Origin of the sequence: Brevibacillus halotolerans (assembly GCF_026891775.1) — a bacterium.
In the GTDB taxonomy this organism is placed as follows: Bacteria; Bacillota; Bacilli; order Brevibacillales; family Brevibacillaceae; genus Brevibacillus_B; species Brevibacillus_B halotolerans.
The window spans coordinates 129,664-145,988 of record NZ_JAPTNK010000010.1 but is presented as its reverse complement, the minus strand read 5'-3'; the positions used below and the strand labels follow the sequence as shown (position 1 = coordinate 145,988).

At 41.2% G+C, this 16,325-nt stretch carries 18 protein-coding genes and 1 riboswitch; of the genes, 13 read left to right on the top strand and 5 right to left on the bottom strand.

Annotated features, from left to right (window positions below; translation table 11 throughout):
- The first annotated feature begins 6 nt into the window (after nucleotides 1-6).
- The 4 genes from O0550_RS14230 to O0550_RS14220 all read left to right on the top strand — a co-directional run bounded on the left by O0550_RS14230 (nucleotide 7) and on the right by O0550_RS14220 (nucleotide 2,817).
- Nucleotides 7-1,560 (top strand): MDR family MFS transporter, encoded by a 1,554-nt coding sequence (locus O0550_RS14230; RefSeq protein ID WP_258426672.1) that lies wholly within the window; start codon nucleotides 7-9, stop codon nucleotides 1,558-1,560.
- A gap of 41 nt (nucleotides 1,561-1,601) precedes the next feature.
- The gene (locus tag O0550_RS24865) at nucleotides 1,602-1,688 is read left to right on the top strand and encodes a hypothetical protein (protein ID WP_488153943.1); all 87 of its coding nucleotides are present in this window, start codon (nucleotides 1,602-1,604) and stop codon (nucleotides 1,686-1,688) included.
- 28 nt (nucleotides 1,689-1,716) lie between these two features.
- The gene (locus O0550_RS14225) at nucleotides 1,717-2,208 is read left to right on the top strand and encodes a DUF4188 domain-containing protein (RefSeq protein WP_041752418.1); all 492 of its coding nucleotides are present in this window, start codon (nucleotides 1,717-1,719) and stop codon (nucleotides 2,206-2,208) included.
- A 165-nt stretch (nucleotides 2,209-2,373) separates the two neighbouring features.
- Nucleotides 2,374-2,817 carry a flavodoxin gene (locus tag O0550_RS14220; RefSeq protein ID WP_163245867.1) on the top strand — a complete coding sequence of 148 codons (444 nt, stop codon included), beginning with the start codon at nucleotides 2,374-2,376 and terminating at the stop codon, nucleotides 2,815-2,817.
- A 209-nt stretch (nucleotides 2,818-3,026) separates the two neighbouring features.
- Here the strand turns inward: O0550_RS14220 and O0550_RS14215 are convergent, their stop codons facing one another.
- Nucleotides 3,027-3,755: a copper amine oxidase N-terminal domain-containing protein gene (locus O0550_RS14215; RefSeq protein ID WP_258426671.1), complete on the bottom strand. Its 729-nt coding sequence runs from the start codon at nucleotides 3,753-3,755 to the stop codon at nucleotides 3,027-3,029.
- A 638-nt stretch (nucleotides 3,756-4,393) separates the two neighbouring features.
- On the opposite strand from O0550_RS14215, the gene O0550_RS14210 reads away from it, so the two are divergent.
- From O0550_RS14210 to O0550_RS14185, 6 genes are all read left to right on the top strand, one after another.
- Complete coding sequence (locus O0550_RS14210) at nucleotides 4,394-5,128, top strand: DsbA family protein (protein WP_258426670.1); 735 nt, start codon at nucleotides 4,394-4,396, stop codon at nucleotides 5,126-5,128.
- A 3-nt stretch (nucleotides 5,129-5,131) separates the two neighbouring features.
- Entirely contained in the window at nucleotides 5,132-5,542 is a 411-nt protein-coding gene (locus tag O0550_RS14205; protein ID WP_064017349.1) for a disulfide oxidoreductase, read from the top strand.
- A 79-nt stretch (nucleotides 5,543-5,621) separates the two neighbouring features.
- Complete coding sequence (locus O0550_RS14200; protein ID WP_003334443.1) at nucleotides 5,622-5,792, top strand: hypothetical protein; 171 nt, start codon at nucleotides 5,622-5,624, stop codon at nucleotides 5,790-5,792.
- A gap of 147 nt (nucleotides 5,793-5,939) precedes the next feature.
- On the top strand, nucleotides 5,940-6,530 hold the full coding sequence (locus O0550_RS14195) for a TetR/AcrR family transcriptional regulator (protein WP_258426669.1): 591 nt from the start codon (nucleotides 5,940-5,942) through the stop codon (nucleotides 6,528-6,530).
- Nucleotides 6,527-6,925, top strand: coding sequence for a DMT family transporter (locus tag O0550_RS14190; protein WP_096887093.1), 399 nt, complete (start codon nucleotides 6,527-6,529; stop codon nucleotides 6,923-6,925). The genes O0550_RS14195 and O0550_RS14190 overlap by 4 nt, the downstream gene beginning before the upstream one ends.
- Nucleotides 6,926-6,974: 49 nt before the next feature.
- Entirely contained in the window at nucleotides 6,975-7,856 is an 882-nt protein-coding gene (locus O0550_RS14185) for an ROK family protein (protein ID WP_258426668.1), read from the top strand.
- Between the two features lie 90 nt (nucleotides 7,857-7,946).
- On the opposite strand, the gene O0550_RS14180 is transcribed toward O0550_RS14185, so the two are convergent.
- The 3 genes from O0550_RS14180 to O0550_RS14170 form a co-directional block, all read right to left on the bottom strand.
- Entirely contained in the window at nucleotides 7,947-9,308 is a 1,362-nt protein-coding gene (locus tag O0550_RS14180; RefSeq protein WP_101669208.1) for an MATE family efflux transporter, read from the bottom strand.
- A gap of 113 nt (nucleotides 9,309-9,421) precedes the next feature.
- Nucleotides 9,422-10,255, bottom strand: a complete 834-nt coding sequence (locus tag O0550_RS14175; protein WP_003341081.1) for a MerR family transcriptional regulator — start codon at nucleotides 10,253-10,255, stop codon at nucleotides 9,422-9,424.
- Nucleotides 10,256-10,443: 188 nt separating this feature from the next.
- Complete coding sequence (locus tag O0550_RS14170) at nucleotides 10,444-11,226, bottom strand: CAP domain-containing protein (RefSeq protein WP_101669207.1); 783 nt, start codon at nucleotides 11,224-11,226, stop codon at nucleotides 10,444-10,446.
- Between the two features lie 5 nt (nucleotides 11,227-11,231).
- Nucleotides 11,232-11,397: riboswitch (cyclic di-AMP (ydaO/yuaA leader) on the bottom strand.
- 445 nt (nucleotides 11,398-11,842) lie between these two features.
- Here O0550_RS14170 and O0550_RS14165 point away from each other — a divergent pair.
- The 3 genes from O0550_RS14165 to O0550_RS14155 all read left to right on the top strand — a co-directional run bounded on the left by O0550_RS14165 (nucleotide 11,843) and on the right by O0550_RS14155 (nucleotide 15,798).
- On the top strand, nucleotides 11,843-13,237 hold the full coding sequence (locus O0550_RS14165; RefSeq protein WP_258426667.1) for a sigma-54 interaction domain-containing protein: 1,395 nt from the start codon (nucleotides 11,843-11,845) through the stop codon (nucleotides 13,235-13,237).
- A gap of 325 nt (nucleotides 13,238-13,562) precedes the next feature.
- Nucleotides 13,563-14,945, top strand: a complete 1,383-nt coding sequence (locus tag O0550_RS14160) for a GntP family permease (RefSeq protein WP_258426666.1) — start codon at nucleotides 13,563-13,565, stop codon at nucleotides 14,943-14,945.
- A gap of 76 nt (nucleotides 14,946-15,021) precedes the next feature.
- Nucleotides 15,022-15,798: a 3-hydroxybutyrate dehydrogenase gene (locus tag O0550_RS14155; protein WP_162988380.1), complete on the top strand. Its 777-nt coding sequence runs from the start codon at nucleotides 15,022-15,024 to the stop codon at nucleotides 15,796-15,798.
- A 95-nt stretch (nucleotides 15,799-15,893) separates the two neighbouring features.
- Here O0550_RS14155 and O0550_RS14150 read toward each other — a convergent pair whose 3' ends face one another.
- Nucleotides 15,894-16,181: a HesB/YadR/YfhF family protein gene (locus O0550_RS14150; RefSeq protein ID WP_003334454.1), complete on the bottom strand. Its 288-nt coding sequence runs from the start codon at nucleotides 16,179-16,181 to the stop codon at nucleotides 15,894-15,896.
- Nucleotides 16,182-16,325: the final 144 nt, after the last annotated feature.

Here is a 16,325-nt window from a genome sequence, read left to right as displayed (position 1 = left end):
GAAATCATGAGTAGAACGAAACAACGTTATCTAGACCAAGCGCATTCTTCTTCCCAGAGCTTTTGGCCCGCTGTATTTGCTATTGTGCTAGGCACATTTATGGCGGTATTGGATACCAGTATTGTTAATGTGGCGATCCCAGAAATGATGAATGTTTTTGGAGTCTCTACGGACGAGATTCAATGGGTAGTTACGATTTATACACTTACGATGGCAGCTATCATTCCCCTTTCAGGATATGTAGGCGCTCGTTATGGCATGAAGGTGAGCTATCTTGTTAGCCTGCTCCTGTTTACGTTAGGTTCGTTATTTTGTGGATTGGCATGGAGCAATGAAAGCATGATCGCAGCAAGAATTGTTCAAGCCATGGGCGGTGGCTTGATGATGACAATTGGACAGTCGATGATTCAATATGTTGTACCTGTGGAAAAAATGGGTCCGGCAATGGGGGTATTTGGCATCTCGGTATTTGTCGCGCCAGCAATCGGACCTAGCTTGAGTGGCTATTTTGTAGAATATTTGGATTGGCGATTGATTTTTACTGTGAATATTCCATTTGGATTACTGGCTCTTTATTTAGTCTGGCGCTTTTTACCAGAGACAAGTGCAGAAGGAGGGCACCGCTTTGATTTACTGGGGTTTGTGTACGCGAGTGTATTTCTTGTTGCGACCTTGTTAGCCTTTACGAAGGGAGAGCAGGAGGGGTGGAGTTCCTTTTATATCGTTTCGTTATTTTTGTCAGCATTAGTGAGTGGTGTTCTCTTTATTCAGAGAGAGCTATCGACATCGGAGCCTTTAGTGGATATCCGTTTGTTTGGTAATCGAGATTTTACATTAGGTGTTTTGGTTAACAGCTTGATCATGGCAGCCAATTTTAGTGTTATTTATCTCTTGCCTATTTATTCGGAAAACATGCTAGGAAAAACAGCAATGGAAACAGGCCTTCTCCTACTGCCTCAAGCGATTGCATCTGGTATTGTGACGCCGCTAAGTGGAATACTGGCGCCTAAATGGGGAGTAAAGCCTTTTATTATTAGTGGCATTGCACTATGTATCCTATCTGGGATCGGCATTGCTCAGATCGATCTACATACGGATATGAGCTATATGACATGGTTACTGGTACTCAGGGGTGTAGGAATGGGTTTATGCTTAATGACCTCTATGCAGATTCCTCTGTTAGCTATTACGGATCAAAGCAGGATATCGGCAGGCTCTGTCATTACTAACGTTTCTCGACAAATGGCTATCTCAATTGGCATCGCTGGCTTAATTAGCTATTTTTATCAGCGCGGTGCTACATATACGGCTCATTTATCAGAAACGGTTACATATAAAAGCGTGTCAACCAGCGAGACACTACAGCAATTTATACAAATGTTTAGCCATAAAGGATTTTCGAGCATGGAGGCACAGAGTATGTCTTTGGGATTAATGGGGCAATTGGTTCAAAAATATGCTACTATTCAGGCTTTGCAGGATAGCTTGGCGATGGCAGTGCTCGCATTCGCGGTAGCTCTTGTATTGATTTTTTTGGTACGGGAAAAGAAAATGCCTTAGAGCAGATTTCACCCATCACAGATAGCGGTTCCCATACATTTATGGTCAAGGTGCTACTGGATCATGCTGAATTACGTTTGCGGCCTGGAATGACAGGGTTAGTAACAATCACGGAAGATACGAAATAAGAATGCACAAAGAAGGGGAGAGAAGATGATGAATAAAGTACAAAATGGTCGATTCGCAGCATCAGGGGGTAAATCCTTCGTGGTGTTTTACATTGGAATGCGCATCAATAAATGGTGGGCCGTTCATAAATGGATTCCTGTCTTTCTCGCAATGGTGAAGATGCTTAAAGAGCTATACCAGCACCCAGAATTAGGGTTTATAGGAGCAGAAAATTGTTGGAATGGTAGAACAATCGGTCTCATACAGTACTGGGATTCCTATGATCAGCTAGAAAGCTATGCCCATGGTGGCTATCATCTAAAGGCTTGGAAGGATTTTCAGCGCAAAATAGGTTCAGATGGAAGTGTAGGTATTTTTCACGAAACCTATAGCATGGAACCCTCCAAGTATGAGGCAATTTACGCGAATATGCCGTTGTTCGGACTAGCCAAAGCGATTGGTCAGGTCCCTGCCACTGGTAAATATCAAAGCTCTCGAAAAAGATTAACAGCAAACCCTTCAGAAGAGAAAGCAGAATGAAGATGGAGCAAGGCTTCCTCTAGGATATGTAGGCAACAAGCTGGTGTAAAATCAGCTTGTTATTTTTTAAAAAAATATTGACAATGAGAATCAGTATCAATATTATGTAAGTGATAATAATTTTCATTTAAGGATTAGAAATATAGATATAAGGGAGAGATCTCCGTGAGCAAAATTGGAATGATATATGCGAGCATGACAGGAAACACCGAGGAAATGGCAGAACTGATTGCGGAAAGCATTCGCGAACAAGGGCTAGAAATTGAAGTAAAAGAGGTATGGAATGCGAAAGCTGCTGACTTGGTTGAATATGATGCAATCCTGTTAGGGGCATACACTTGGGGCGACGGAGATCTGCCGGATGAATTCCTCGACTTTTACGATGAAATGGACGGACTTGATCTTAGTGGCAAGAAAGCGGCTGTATTCGGCTCTGGCGATACGAGCTATCCAATGTTTGGAGAGGCTGTAGAGACACTGATTAAGAAGCTGCAATCCTTAGGAGCAGAAATCGTAGTAGAGGGCTTGAAGATCGAGCTTTCACCTGGAGATAAGGAAATTGAGGAATGCAAGGAGTTTGGCGCTACCTTTGCCCAGAAGCTAGGATAATGAATAGCTCGGATACGAGTACCTTTTACGAATAAAGATAGGGATAAATGATAAAGAAGCCAGAAGATGAACCAGGTAATTTCTGTTCATATCTGGTTTCTTGTTCTGTTCAGTTTTCTGTTTCCTTTTGTTTATAGGCCGACCATCATGCAAAAAGCCCCGGAGAAAGCCTCCGGGACCGATTGAATAAGAATTCTTGGTTATTTAGCTTATTGCTTGTCGTAGGTAACTTTATTCGTTTTACCTTTACCTTTGAATTCCCACAAGTCATCTTTACCATCAGTGTCATAGATTGTTCCATCAATGTCAGCATCATCAAACTCATCCCAGATGTCATCACAGATATCTTTGATGAATTTTTTGATTTCTGATTCACTTAGGTCTTCATATTTGCTCTTATAATCATCAAGGTCAACCTTAATGGTTACGTCGATATCATCCTCGTCACCTTTTAGAGTGATATCCCATTCGATTTTTTTCCATTTACCATAATCATCGTTTAGATTGTCCTCTAGATCATCTACATCATCTTTTTTGCTCTTTTTCTTTTTATCTTTATCCTTCTTATCTAATTGATCTCTATAGTAGGTAACGTCTTTTTCTAACGTAGAGATTTTAGAATCTTTGGCAGCAAGCTCTGCTTGTAGCTGTGCAATCTTAGGATCTACACGATCTCCTACAGATACTGTAAAGGAAGCTTGATCCCAAGAAACATCCTTGTTAAATACCCCTGCCATCATGCGAAGCGGGATGTATGTAGTACCGTTTACGATGAATGGCTCGGTATCAGTTGGAACTACATAGCCGTTATACTTTACTTTCACATTGTTGTAAGTAGCTTGAATATTTTTTTTCACGACAGCTGCATCAGTTGTAGCAGGCAAAGCCCCAATTAACAAAGCTGAGGACAGCAAAAGTAGCGTTTTCTTTTTAAACATGTCTTTCCCCTCCAGATAGTGGATCAATCTTCTTTTGATACTCATTTGTAAACCTTTTATCCCGATATTGAAACGGCAAGTTAGCATGGAATTCTCTCTAAATATAGAACTCCTGAAAATATACGGCTAAGTATCAGAATAGTGCTTATCACGCTTTTTTACAAGAGAAAAAAGTCATACTGTCGTCCCATTTTTCATCTTTTTTCCTGCTAGGTTCGTGTCGTTTTTTTCCATTATTTTAGTTAAAAGCTTTTATACTGGGAAAGTTTTTTAGTTAAGATAAAAGTATCCAAAGTAAATAACGGAAATAATTACTAATCTTTCAGTTAATGTAAACCAGAGGAAATTATCTAAACAGTGATGTAATCCATATATCATAAATGTCTAATAAAGCAGAATATCCTTGTTGAATAGCGAAGAATAGACTTGCAATTGCAAACAAATAAAAAATATACTGGAGATACTCGACAAGGATTGCTGATTAGAAAAAAATGAAAACTAGAAGTAATGTTACAATTCGTTCAAAAAATATCCACTTTAGAGAAGATCACAGCATTGCGATAAAGTCCAAGATCAACTACTATGGAAAATAACTGTACTTTTGTAAGTAAATAAATAATAGTATGGGTGGTGTCAAGTTGAAAAAGCAACACAACAAAAAGACGAAAGCTGGATCAGGTAAAAAAGGACAATCCTCTGATCAATCTTCAAAATGGATTTTTTGGAGTATCGGAATCATAGCTGTTTTAGTAGTAGCGTATCTCTTTCTTATGCCAAAATCAACGCAACTGGCATTGATGGAAGCTACAGATTATGAAGGGCAGCCTTACTTTGGTAAAGAGACTGCCAAAGTTAAAATTATAGAGTTTGGTGATTATAAATGCCCAGCCTGCAAAACATTTAATGAAGAGCTTGTAAAACAAATTGATAAAGATTTTGTGGAGACTGGAATAGCTCAGTTTTATTTCTTCCAAGATCCATTTCTTGCTGTAGATTCTCACCGAACAGCTTTATTTGCTGAAACGGTTTATGGAGAATTAGGGAATGACTTTTTCTGGAAATTCCATGATTTATTATATAAAAACCAGCCAGAGGACCTTAGTCTGGAAAAACAAGATTATTTTACAGAGGATAAGCTAAAAGGTCTTATCGGTCAAATCGCTGATCAAAAGCAAACGGAAAAGGTTATGCAGGCTTTTACGGCTAAGAAATACCAAGCGGCTGTTGACAAGGATTTGGCTATTGTAAAAAGGCTGGATGTAAGAGGAACCCCAACCTTATACATTAATGGTAAGCGATTTGAGGGAACTACCATGGATGACTTCAAAAAGGCTGTAGAAGAAGCCGCTAACCCTGTTACAGAGGGGAAATAGCGTATGAACAAGCCGTTAGTGTTTTCCTGGATTACTGCAATTATTGCCACGGTTGGCAGCCTTTATTTTAGTGAAGTAATGCATTTTGTCCCGTGCACGCTTTGCTGGTATCAGCGAATCTTAATGTATCCTTTGACAATCCTGTTGGGGATGGCTGTGTATCGCAATGATACCAGTATCTATAGATACATTTTGCCGCTTTCGATTATTGGCATGATCACTTCGGCTTACCACTATAGCGTACAGAAGGTTCCTTTTATGAAAGGAATGTCCTTCTGTACGCAAGGTGTGCCATGTACAGGTGAGTATATTAATTGGCTCGGCTTCATCACAATACCTTTCTTAGCATTAGTTGCCTTTGTGATGATTACGATTTGTCTGCTTGTAGTGAAAAGAGGGACAGATACCGAGTAAGGACAAAAGAAGTGAGTATAGAGCTGGGCAAAAATTTATTGGTAATTTGCTAACAAGAACGGCATAGTGGCCAAATGAAGTGCATAAGCTATTGCAGATAGCAACAGACAAGCAGAGTGTTGGAAGAGAGAATTCCCAGCACTCTGTTTTTTTTATAGGGCAACGTGTACCGATTCATCAGCAAGGCAGTGTTGGGACAGAAGCCGCCTATCTGGTAAAAGCTTTATTTTCTACCTATGGGGCTAAGTAAATTGAATAATAGGGGAATAGTAACATAGCTTCGTCAAAGGGAATGAGTGGTAGGGGATTGCTAACAAATGTTTTTTATTTTAAAATAGTAACAGTGGAAAATATAAAAAATAAAATATTTTCCTTGGTTCCAGAGGGGGTGATCTCAATGCAAAATCGCATTGCAGTGTGTGCGATTGAAGAGGTGAAGCGATATGGTGTCAAATTCACAATGGCAAACGTTGCTCAGCATGCAGGCGTTAGCACGAAAACCTTATATGGTATTTTTACATCCAAAGAGGAGCTGCTAGCCTACATTATTCAGCAGGATATGCAGCATTATTTCAATAAAGAAACAGAAATCTTACAACATGAGCAGCTGGGACCAATTGAAAAATTAAAGCAGTTGTTCTTCGTGATTCCTAGTGAGCTTATCACGTTTGATTTACGATTCTTAGAAGAATTAAAGAGGTTTTATCCTGAGCAGTGGCAGATTTTTAATACGCTTATGCATGAGGGATGGGACAATATAAGCAGATTTATGGAAGAAGGCATTGCAGAAGGTGTCTTTCGGCCTGTGAATGTGAAGGTTTTTATCCAGATGTTTATAGGTTCCTTACAGCAGATGACCTATCAATCTCCGCTCACACAGCAGCAAATGACAGTGCATGAGGCGCTGGAAGCCATCATGGATATCATGGTGGAGGGTGTAAGAGATAGAGAGAGTGAGTCAGCAAATAGAGAGGAGAGAGCGAAATGAGTTGGGTCTTTTTGGGAGTAGCTATTTTATTAGAGGTTGCAGGCACGACTATGATGAAGCTGTCGAATGGATTAACGAAGATATGGCCAACCATTCTTATGTTTGTGTTTTATCTGATTTGCTTTTCCTCGTTAAGTTTAGCTTTAAAAAAATTAGAGGTTGGCGTTGTGTATGCAATTTGGTCAGGAATCGGTACTGCATTAATCGCGACCATTGGGATTATTTGGTTTAAGGATAGTCTATCCTTACAAAAGGTGATTGCTATTCTATTGATCATCGCAGGATGTGTTCTTTTAAATTTGCAAGGTGGCTCCCATGGAGCACCAGCAGAAGGAAAGCACAGTGAAGAAACCGAAGTGGTAGCATCTGATAGTAAGAGTGGCTTATACCAGTAAGCAAAAGATGATGTAAAACCATTCAGGCTACAAAGGAGTGCACCAAGAAATGAGACTAGGGGCAGTGGAAGCAGGGGGAACAAAGTTTGTCTGTGCAATCGGAAATGAATTTGGAGAGATTTTGGAGAGAAGCAGCTTTCCAACCACGACTCCTCAAGAAACCTTGGAGCAGGTAATAACCTTTTTACACCAAAAGAAGCTAGATGTGATTGGAATAGGCTCGTTTGGACCGATTGATCTAAACACAGCTAGTGCTACCTATGGATATGTAAGGAATACGCCAAAGCTCGCTTGGAGAAATTATAACGTGCTTGGTCATATGAAAGAGCATTTTTCTGTTCCGATTGCGTTTGATACAGATGTAAATGCTGCTGCATTGGGTGAGGCTACTTGGGGTGCCGCAAAAGGCTTAGATAGTTGCATCTATATGACAGTAGGTACGGGAATTGGTGTTGGGGCTATTGTTGAAGGAAAGCTATTACACGGTATGTCTCACCCAGAGATGGGACATATCTTGGTAAAACCACACCATCTCGATTCGTTTACAGGTGTGTGTCCGTACCATGGCAACTGTTTAGAGGGCATGGCATCTGGACCAGCTATTGAAAAACGGTGGAATCAAAAGGGAGCAAAATTGCAAGCAAGCACAGAGGTCTGGGAGCTGGAGGCTTATTATTTAGCTCAAGCGTTGATGAATTATGTCCTTATCTTAGCACCTAAAAGGCTCATCATAGGCGGCGGGGTTATGAAGCAGGAGCAGCTATTTCCCCTAGTAAGACAGCAACTGAGCGAGCTATTACAAGGCTATGTGAGTGAAAATCAGTATTTCTGTAACGACTTGTCAACCTATATTGTTCCACCGGCACTAGGGGATAATGCAGGAGTGTGCGGTGCTCTAGCCTTAGCGAAAAGAAGCTTGGTACAAGGATAACAGCAACCAACAAGGTTTTGATTGAAGATCAATTGATTTTGCATGTATATAAAAAAGGTAGCTCATTTCGGGCTACCTTTTTCGTACTTGTTAGACAGTAACTTCTGTTTCGCGCTTTGTAAATTGTGGAACAGGTGGTGTTTTGCGATTTAACATACGAATGCCTAATGCGGTCAATGCTTCGGCAATAGGGATTGCGAGCCAAATGCCATTTACCCCGAACCATTTTGGCAGGATAAACACCAAAGGAATAACCAGCAAGACACCACGGGTTAAAATAATCCACAGTGATTTGCGTATCTTCTGTATGGCTTGGAAATACTCCCCATATACAAGATTATATCCTAAGAAAAGATAGTTGATAAAAAATAGATTCATCCCGTTCACGGTGATTTGAATCAATTCTTCTGATTGGATGTCAAATAACATGATAAATACATTCGAAAACAAAACGCCAAAAAGTAAGGCGGCGATTCCGAAGCCCCAGCCAGTTTTTACTGTTAAACGTAAGCTAGCTCGCAATCGTTCACTTAATTGAGCACCATAATGGAAGCTGGCAATCGGTTGCAGAGCCGCTCCTACCCCCATGAACAATAACAATAGCATTGCATGAATATAGTTGACGATGGCATAGGCTGCAACCCCCTGTGCCCCCAGATATTTCATGAAAGCCAGATTGTACGCTAAAGTAGTGATCGCGATCGTACTCTCCGCAATAAAGCTAGGAAAGCCAATATTTACGATTTGCCTGATTTCCTTTAGCTGAAATCGGAATGCCACAAAACGCAATGTGCTACCTTTCTTCCAAAAGTGGGTAAGTAGCACTAAAAATCCGATAGCAGCCGATAAGATCGTAGCGTAGGCCGCTCCCTTTACACCCATTCCCATCATGAAAATAAAGATATAGTTAAATAGTATGTTCAGAACCGATGTGACGATTAGGCCCATCATCGCTAGCTTGGGGTTTCCATCATTACGGATAAAAATGCTCAGGATGTTTTCTAATACATAAACGATCCCGAAGGTTAACAGCACATGTAAATAATCAAGTGCATAAGGCAGGATTGTCTTGTCAGCTCCAAAAATATAGGCTATTTGTTCGATATGTGTTAAGCAAACAGCCATGATGAGGCTAACCAATAGAAGTGCCAGTGCAAAAGATTGGGTAAAAATCTGGCGAGCGTGTGTTACTTCATTTCTTCCCAAGGCAGCCGAGTAGAGAGTGGCTCCACCCATTCCAATCCAAAGAGAGATAGAAAGGAAGATAGAAAAGGCGGGTACGGAGATGTTTACCCCGGCTAATCCTTCTGGTCCCACCCCGCGGCTAACAAATACTCCATCCACAAAAATATTAATCGACATCAGTAACATGCCGAGTACAGAAGGGATGAGATAAGAGATGAATAGCTTTGGCACGGGGGTCTCCCTTAGTTTAATTGCTGCGTCTGTCATAATACGACCTCCTTGTGATAGCTCTTATTGTAAACCTTCAAGCTACTTGAAACTCAAGGGGGCGTAGAAAATTTTTTGTTTGCGAGTCAATAAATTCTGTTGAAATCAGTGATTTATAAGGAGGATAGAGGCTGAATTGGGATTTGAATTTCAGTAATAAATTCATCCGATTCACTGGTGATAGACAAATCTACAATGCCTAGCTCATAGGATTTGTCTGTAATCTCATAATGACACTGTTTGATCGCTGAAAGGAGGCGTTCATATGACTGATCAAGCTGTTCGTAAGGCCCATAATGCATTGTACATGCATACAGACCAGCAGGAATACTGGCATAGCGCTCTTTATCGACGGGGAGATCATCAATCATAATAAATAAACTGTTGTAATCTTGATAGTCTCCTTTGAGGATGGCGGATTTGGACACAGAGGTACCGATATCACCAGCAAATAAGGATACCTCTAAAAGCTGAAGATCGCTTTGCAAGGTATTAAGGTGATATTCAAATTCTTCATCAGAGAGTTCTGCTTCCACGACTATGGAGTGAATATATCGCTTTGGTAACTCTTTAAATACCACGGAATCATCCGGTTTATCTACGCCTTGTTTAATGGTTGTGATCTTACTTTCCAAGCGATTTAACATGTAGACAATTTCCTGTTGTTTTTGTTGAAGAGATGTTCTTTGCTTTTCTAGGATGTCCAAAGCCAAATCGGGTGTACGTTCATCCATAAATCTTTTAATCTCTTGTAGGGGAATCCCTAAATGGCGAAAAAACTTAATAGAAGTCAAAGTAGAAAATTGGTCAATGGTGTAGTAACGGTACTGGGTTTTCTGGTCAATAGTTTTGGGCTGAAAAATGCCCTTTTCATCATAATAGCGAAGCGTTGATTCCGCGATACGATGCATACGAGCCATTTTGCCAATTGTAAAGCGATTTTTCATAACAGATTCCTCCGGTTCGGGTACACGTTTCCTCTTGTGTTCTAGTAATACATTATCTTGTCCTGTTATATAAAATCAATTAAGTCAAAGAAGCATATAAAAAAGACAGACGAAATGATGAATTTCGCCTGTCTTTATGAGATAACATGGATAGAGGCTTTGTTGCTCCTCTATTTTGAGAGAATTGCTTATCCGATGAATTCTTGTACCCAGTAACCGTTGTAGTATCCTACTCCGATTTTTGTGAAGGAAGAATTCATGATGTTTTCACGGTGTCCGTCGCTGCCCATCCAGTCTTTCATTACTTCTTCAGCAGAACGTTGGCCTTCAGCGATGTTTTCGCCCGCTGTTTGGTAGGAAATCTTATACTGATCCATCATGTTAAATGGAGATCCGAAGGTTGGGCTATCATGGTCGAAATAATTGTTGTCTGCCATGTCTTTTGCTTTGTCTGTTGCCATTTTAGCTAGCTCTGTATCCATGCTAAGTGGTTTCAGACCAGCTTTAGCACGTTCTTTGTTTACGATATCTACTACTTCGTTCACCATTGCGCTTGCGTCAGCAGATACGTTTTCTTTTGAAGCTTTATCTTTTCTCTCTTGTTTCATAGAAGGTTTTTTCTGTTTGTCTACAGAAGCTTCATCGGAATCGTCAGCAAATCTGTTTTCAATCTTTGGTGCAGAAGGTGATTTAGTGCCCGAATCTTCAATGTTTTTTAACTTTTGAAAAATGGAGTTGTCCTTATCTTTCGATTGATTCAATAGGCTATTTAATAGATCTGTAGGAAGGCAATCCTTGGATTTCCCTTGCTTTTGATTAAGTAATTCAGTCAATGAAGCAATATCTTGTTTGGCTGGTAGATTTTTTACCGCGCATACTGGAGAAGCAGCAAATGCAGACGTAGCGACACCGCTTACTGCCATTCCTACTGCCAATGCAAATACCGTTTTAGACATCCAATTTTTCTTCATTATTCATCGCTCCTTTTTTTTACCTACGAGGTTAGTTGTCGGGTTCGGATTGAGGATACAACCCTACGCAGCATTTATGTGTGATTCACCCCAGGTGGCTAGCATAAGCCTTACACCATCGGTCATCCCCCGCACTTCTCATGACTTGGGAAGTTTCGGCAAACTCAGAATAACAAAGTTGCAAGCACGGAAAAAGCGGTAGATAACTGGTAAAAGTAGATAAAAATTCCTATTAAAATTTGATGAGAAAAGGAGGAATAAGGAAGAGATCAAGCGGCTAAAGGGATGAAGCTGGATCAAAATGATAGAAAATGAAGGCCTTGGTAACAGGTAGTTTTGAAAAAAACAGCACATTTGTTATGTGGAGGAGGAGAGCGAAGCAGATGAAGCAGGAATAAATTAGAATGAATTGTAAAAAACATCCTCCTATCAAAGTCTACTATAAGACAAGCTGGATGTGGAAAAGTTAAATAGGAGGTTCATTTTAGAGTAAAAATCTGAAAATTGAAAGTATGTAAGAAAAGTGAAGATGGGTACTAGGAGGAAACAAACCTATAACTAATGGTAGATAAATGGAAGAATATCATTTGTTACGATCTAGAAGGAGGGATGACTAATGGTTTTTCAGACCGCAGCATCGTCGGAATACCTAAAACTAGTAGAGGATGTATTTGAACAAGCATATGAATGTATAGTGGTCACTAATCCAGAAGGCATCATTCTAATGATGAATCATACATATCGGAATTTCATCGGGATAGCTAATCCAATCGGCAGACATGTTACTTCAGTCATTGAGAATACGCGCATGCATATAGTAGCTAAGACCGGATTAGCTGAATTGGCTGAGGTTCAACGGATTAACGGCCGTGATATGATAGCGAACCGTGTCCCTATTTATCGGGATGGGAACATGATTGCTGTGCTAGGAACTGTTATGTTTCAGGATGTGCGGCAGCTTCACGCTTTGTCTGCTACTGTCGATCAATTAAAACAAGAATTAGATTACTATAAAGGCGAATTGCAAAGAAAACTGGGAGCAGTTTATCGTTTTGAACAGATTGTTAGCACCAGCCACTTAATGAATAAATGTAAGGAATTGGCGATGAAGGTTGCTAAAAGCAATACAACTGTACTTATTACGGGAGAGAGCGGGACGGGCAAAGAACTATTTGCGCATGCTATTCATGCGGCAAGTCAGCGAGCGATGGGACCATTTATTCGGGTAAATTGCGCGGCAATCCCAGATAATTTATTGGAGTCCGAGTTGTTTGGATACGAGGAGGGAGCATTTACAGGAGCTCTGCGCAAAGGGAAAAAAGGGAAATTTGAGCTAGCTGATCGAGGTACAATCCTGCTAGATGAGATTGGGGATATGCCACTCGCTCTACAATCCAAGCTCTTACGCGTTTTGCAAGAAAAAGAAGTAGAGCGAGTCGGAGCAAGTCGACCAATCTCGTTAGATGTACGAGTGATTGCTTCTACGAATAAAGATATGTTTGCTTTAATGAAAGCGGGAAAGTTTCGCGAGGATTTATTTTACCGCTTGCACGTTGTTACCCTTACCATACCGCCGCTTCGTGATAGGCTAGAAGACTTGCCGCATTTGGTAGAGAGTATACAAGAGCAACTGATGGAGTCAACGGGGATTGTTGTGAAAGGGATGGATGAAGAGGTATGGGAGCTGTTGCGTTATCACCGCTGGCCCGGCAACGTAAGAGAGCTGCGCAATGTATTGGAGCGTGCCATGCATATGATGGAGGGGAGTTGGATTCGGGCCGAGCATATTCTGCTGCCAACAGCCACATCAGGAAACCCAATGGTACAGAGTAGCCTTCCTATTCTTAAAGATTGGTTAGCAAAGGCTGAACGAGAGGCGTTGCTACGGGCCGTTCAACTAACTGGGGGAAATAAACGGGAGGCAGCAAAACTGCTCGGAATTAGTAAATCCAGCTTTTATCATAAGTGGGAGAGGCTAATTGACAGGCAAATGCAACAAGTGAAGCAGTAAGTCCAATATTTTGGAAGGTGTCCAGAATCTTGGACTTTTTTACATGTACAAAGATAAGGCTTATGATTCTTATAGAGACGAGCTTATATATTTGTAGGAAGCAAAGAGCGTGCGAATTTATTTCCGAAAATTTGGACTTTAATTCAAGAGCGATATGTGAAAGCGTTCCGTTGGTAAAAGCATGGGACGCGAAAAAGGCTGTTCGTATCTGTGTGAGTTGCTGGAATGATAGTAAAGAACACGTATTACTGAATGAATGGCATGAATTATGCTTCTCTTGTAAACGACAGACACCATTTTGTCACATGAGAGAGGGGAAGTATTTATGCTGTTAGAGATCGTAGCGATCCTTGTATCTTTGAGTCTACTAATGTTTTTTGCATATCGAGGCTATCCCGTTATCGTATTTGCCCCCATTTTTACTCTGTTGGCTGTCGCTTTATCTGGCTTATCGCTATTGCCAAGCTATACAGAGACATTCATGAGCAATGCAGCTAATTATATTAAGGCATTTTTCCCCGTCTTTTTATTGGGAGCGATTTTCGGTAAGGTGATGGAATTGAACGGAGCGGCTGGTTCTATCGCACAGACAATTGTCAAAGGATTAGGAGCAAAGCGTGCAGTGTTATCCATTGTATTAGCCTGTGCAATCCTTACCTATGGTGGCGTTTCCTTGTTCGTTGTAGCTTTTGCGGTCTATCCCTTTGCAGCAGCTCTTTTCCGGGAAGCGAATATCCCGAAACGCTTGATTCCGGGGACGATTGCTTTAGGAGCGTTTACATTTACCATGGATGCGTTACCCGGTACACCACAGATTCAAAACATTATCCCAACCAATTACTTTGGGACAGATGCCTATGCGGCTCCACTAGTAGGAATTGTGGGAGCCTTCCTGATTTTTCTGGGCGGGATGCTGTGGTTGGAAAAACGTCGCAAACAGGCGGCTATAGCGGGAGAGGGATATGGTGACAATCATAAGAATGAGCCAGAAGCAAAAGAAACTGAAAAATATCCTCCTATTGCCTTGGCTATCTTGCCTTTGTTGCTGGTGCTTCTCACTAATTTTCTGTTAAGCAGAGGATTCATTGCGGTCGATAGCTGGTATGATCCAGTTATGCTTAACGAAAAATTTAAGATTGAAAATGTGAAGACGGTAGCTTCTTCATGGGCTTTGATCATTGCGTTGTTAGTAGGGGTTATTTCAGCTTTAACTATCAATGTAAAAACGGTGCACAGCAAGCTAGCGGCAGGTCTCACAACAGCAGCCATGGGGGCTTTGCTTGCTATCTTTAACACGGCCTCAGAGGTGGGCTTTGGGAACGTGGTAAAGACATTGCCAGGCTTTAAAAGCATTCAGGGTTGGATTTTGGGCGCAAGTGATCATCCATTGGTCTCTGAGGCCTTAGCGGTAAATGTACTGTCTGGAATGACTGGTTCCGCCTCTGGTGGTTTGTCGATTGCCTTGGAGGTAATGGGCAAACAGTATGTAGAGCTAGCAAATGCCGCTAATATTTCCCCAGAACTCCTACATCGGATTGCTTCCATGGCCTCAGGGGGGATGGATACGCTGCCTCATAATGGTGCTGTCATTACATTATTGGCTATCACGGGTCTTACGCATCGTCAGTCCTACAAGGATATTTTTATTATTACTGTATTGAAGACAGTAACGGTTTTCCTATTGGCTTTCGTGGTTTCCATTTTCTAATGAGATGAGGGCGGAAAAGGGAAGAAAGAAAGGCTGTTGCCATGATGATAAGGAAGAGGAGAAATGTCGTATGGGGTTGCTAGATCAAAGAGTAGCATTCATCACTGGGGCTGCGAGCGGTATTGGTTATGAGATGGCTAGGCATTTTGCTAAGGAAGGAGCAATTATTGCCATCGCTGATCTGAATGCAGGAGCTGTTGCTGCGTCGGCAGAGAGACTACGTCAGCAGGGGTATAAGGTGATCGGCTTACCCTGTGATGTTTCAAATGAGGAGCAGGTTGCAGCCAGCGTCCAACGAGTTGTCGAAGAGTATGGCAGATTGGAGATTTTAATCAATAATGCTGGTCTACAGCATGTGTCTCCAATTGAGGAATTTCCGACAGAGCGTTTTGAGCTACTGCTAAAGGTTATGCTAGTGGGGCCTTTTCTAGGCATTAAGCATGCTTTCCCTATTATGAAACAGCAGGGATACGGTCGGATTTTAAATATGTCATCCATAAATGGGCTTATCGGATTTGCTGGAAAAGCGGCCTACAACAGTGCCAAGCATGGAGTAATTGGATTGACGAAAGTAGCCGCATTAGAGGGAGCAGTACATGGGATTACAGTAAATGCCTTGTGTCCCGGCTATGTTGACACTCCTTTAGTACAAAATCAACTGAAGGATTTGGCTATTACTCGTAACGTACCTTTAGAAAAAGTATTGGAGGAAGTCATTTACCCTTTAGTTCCTCAGAAGAGATTGTTGTCCGTAGAGGAGATTGCAGACTATGCCTCTATGCTGGTAAGCGATAGATTAAAGGGAGTGACAGGCATTGCCGCCGCTATTGATGGCGGATATACCGCTCAGTAAAAGAACCATTATGAGCAACTGTAATGAGAAAAAGCAGGTAACAGAAAAGGAGTAGAGAAGTCCTTTGGCTATTACCTGCCTTTCTATCTATTTTCTTATTGGAAAGAAAACGTAATTTCTTCTAAAGCTTCATTAAAATCAACGGTCATGCTTTTATCTTCAATAAACCACATATCATCTTGTTCAAAAAAGAAGGTCATGCCTTCAACCGTACTGGAGAGTGCAATCTCATTCGGTTCGGTTTTAGAAATCCCCATGGAATAGCTTTTATGTAGGCTAGTGCCTCCGCCGTATCGGACGAAAAAGCGAATGAAATCGCCTGATTTAAAGCCCCAGTCTTTTTTGAACCAAGCAAGTGCCTGTGGTGTAATGGTAATGGACATTGAGAGCCACTCCTTCATCATGTCGTCTGGAGATTGGTCGATACAGAAGTATCCTTTTATGTAGCATACCAGATTTTTATTGAAACATGATAGGAGATAAGTGTAAAGTCTAAAAAAGTTAGTTAAAAAAATCCAGGTAAACGT